Source organism: Microcystis sp. LE19-41.2A (genome assembly GCF_027530405.1).
Taxonomy (GTDB): domain Bacteria; phylum Cyanobacteriota; class Cyanobacteriia; order Cyanobacteriales; family Microcystaceae; genus Microcystis; species Microcystis aeruginosa.
The window spans coordinates 1-2,581 of record NZ_JAPZQJ010000018.1; the positions used below are offsets into that span (position 1 = coordinate 1).

Below are 2,581 nucleotides of genomic sequence, written 5' to 3' on the forward strand. Positions count from 1 at the left end.
ACACCCCACACCCTACACCCCACACCCTACACCCCACACCCTACACCCTACACCCTACACCCCACACCCTACACCCCACACCCTACACCCCACACCCTACACCCCACTTCCCCAGCCCGATTTCCCCAAGGTAACAAAACCAGATATTCTACTAAATAGTCGCCTATCACACCAGCCTGATCTCGTGGTCGTCCAATGCAGTTTGCCAAGATATTAATCGCCAATCGCGGGGAAATCGCCTTAAGAATCCTTCATAGTTGCGAAGAATTGGGCATTAGAACCGTTGCCGTCCACTCTACCATCGATCGCCATGCCCTTCATGTTCAATTGGCCGATGAGAGTGTTTGTATTGGTCCGCCTCCGAGCAGCAAAAGTTACTTAAATATCCCTAATATCATCTCGGCTGCCCTAACACGCAACGCCACGGCCATCCATCCCGGTTACGGTTTTTTGGCAGAAAACGCCCGCTTTGCCGAAATTTGTGCCGATCATCAGTTAACTTTTATCGGTCCGTCCCCCAGCGCTATCCTGGCTATGGGTGATAAATCCACCGCTAAAAAAACCATGCAAAAAGCGGGAGTTCCCACTATCCCCGGCAGTGGTGGTTTAATTACCTCGGAAGCGGAAGCAAAACGTATCGCTGATGACATCGGTTATCCTGTCCTGATTAAAGCCACTGCTGGCGGTGGAGGGCGTGGGATGCGTCTTGTCAAGAGTGCAGATGAACTAGGTGATATGTTAAAAGCCGCCCAAGGCGAAGCAGAAGCGGCTTTTGGCAATTCGGGAGTATATCTAGAAAAATTTATCGAATGTCCCCGACATATCGAGTTTCAGATTTTGGCCGATAGTCACGGTAACGTAATCCATTTAGGAGAAAGAGACTGTTCGATTCAGCGACGACACCAAAAACTGCTAGAAGAGGCACCTAGCCCCTTCTTAACGCCCCATTTACGCTCAAAAATGGGTAATGCCGCCGTTAAAGCCGCTAAATCGATTAATTACGTCGGGGTGGGAACCGTGGAATTTTTAGTCGATAAACACGGTAATTTTTACTTCATGGAAATGAACACCCGTATTCAGGTGGAACACCCGGTCACGGAGATGATCACGGGGATGGACCTGATCCGAGAACAAATTCTGGTGGCACAGGGCGAAAAACTGCAAATTAAGCAAGATCAGGTGATATTTAGAGGGCATTCGATCGAGTGTCGCATTAATGCCGAGGATCCCGATCACAATTTTCGTCCTCACCCCGGCAAAATTAGCGGTTATCTGCCCCCCGGTGGTCCTGGTGTCCGCATGGATTCCCACGTTTACACCGATTACGAAATCCCCCCCTATTACGATTCCCTAATTGGTAAGTTAATTGTCTGGGGAGAAAATCGCGACATAGCCATTAAACGCATGAAACGCGCCCTCCGGGAATGTGCGATCACGGGAGTACCGACAACTATTGATTTCCATCGTAAAATATTGGAAACTCCCGCCTTTTTAGCTGGAGATGTTTACACTAATTTCATCCAGGAACATCTCTTGCCCTAGCGCGTTACCATAAATTTTAGACGAGAGTAGGTTGGGGATAATAATGACAGTAGAAGTTAAATTTAACTCGTTTCAACTCAACGATGAACAATTCTTTCAACTTTGTCAGGATAACCGAGATTTACGTTTGGAACGCAACCCAAAAGGAGATTTAATTATTATGCCACCGACTGGAGGAGAAACCAGCAATTCTAACGCTGGAATCACTGCCCAATTATGGTTATGGAATAACCTAAATAAATTAGGTGTGGTTTTTGATTCTTCTGGAGGATTTAAACTACCTAACGGGGCCGATCGCTCTCCCGATGCTGCTTGGATACCTTTAGAAAAATGGCAAGCTTTAACCCCACAACAAAAGGAAAGATTTTTACCTCTATCTCCCGATTTTATCATTGAATTAATGTCTCCTAGTGATAGCCTAGAAACCGCTAGGAAAAAAATGCAGGAATATTTAGATAATGGGACTTGTTTAGGTTGGTTAATCAATAGAAAAACTAGAGAAGTAGAAATTTATCGTCAAGGACAGGCAGTAGAAATTTTAACTAATCCAGAGAGTTTATCGGGGGAAAATATTTTATCTCAATTTGTCTTAGAACTTGATAATATTTGGTAATTCTATAATCCTATAAAAGAGAATCTAAACATGATGACAGTAGTAGAAATTAAATTTGAATCTTGGCAACTCAGCGATGAACAGTTTTTTCAACTTTGTCAGGATAACCGAAATTTACGTTTGGAACGCAACGCAAAAGGAGATTTAATTATTATGCCACCAACCGGAGGAGAAACTGGTAATTCTAACGCTGGAATCACTGCCCAATTATGGTTATGGAATAACCTACATAAATTAGGTGTAGTTTTTGATTCCTCCACGGGGTTTAAACTACCGAATGGGGCCGATCGCTCTCCCGATGCTGCTTGGATACCTTTAGAAAAATGGCAAGCTTTAACCCCACAACAAAAGGAAAGATTTTTACCTCTATCTCCCGATTTTGTCATTGAATTAATGTCTCCTAGTGATAGCCTAGAAACTACTAGG

3 protein-coding genes are annotated in these 2,581 nt (G+C 44.3%); all 3 read left to right on the top strand.

All coding sequences use genetic code 11. The features are described 5' to 3' along the window. Positions 1-195: 195 nt before the first annotated feature. Positions 196-1,542 carry an acetyl-CoA carboxylase biotin carboxylase subunit gene (accC, locus tag O9290_RS00705; RefSeq protein ID WP_288027232.1) on the top strand — a complete coding sequence of 449 codons (1,347 nt, stop codon included), beginning with the start codon at positions 196-198 and terminating at the stop codon, positions 1,540-1,542. Positions 1,543-1,585: 43 nt separating this feature from the next. Continuing rightward, positions 1,586-2,155, top strand: coding sequence for a Uma2 family endonuclease (locus O9290_RS00710; protein WP_002757368.1), 570 nt, complete (start codon positions 1,586-1,588; stop codon positions 2,153-2,155). Positions 2,156-2,185: 30 nt separating this feature from the next. Continuing rightward, the coding region (locus O9290_RS00715; RefSeq protein WP_288086600.1) for a Uma2 family endonuclease at positions 2,186-2,581 on the top strand (396 nt) is incomplete at its 3' end.

Excerpts from the sequence above, each read along its gene's own strand:
- accC (WP_288027232.1), top strand. The coding sequence starts at position 196 with ATGCAGTTTGCCAAGATATTAATCGCCAATCGCGGGGAAATCGCCTTA.
- O9290_RS00710 (WP_002757368.1), top strand. The coding sequence starts at position 1,586 with ATGACAGTAGAAGTTAAATTTAACTCGTTTCAACTCAACGATGAACAA.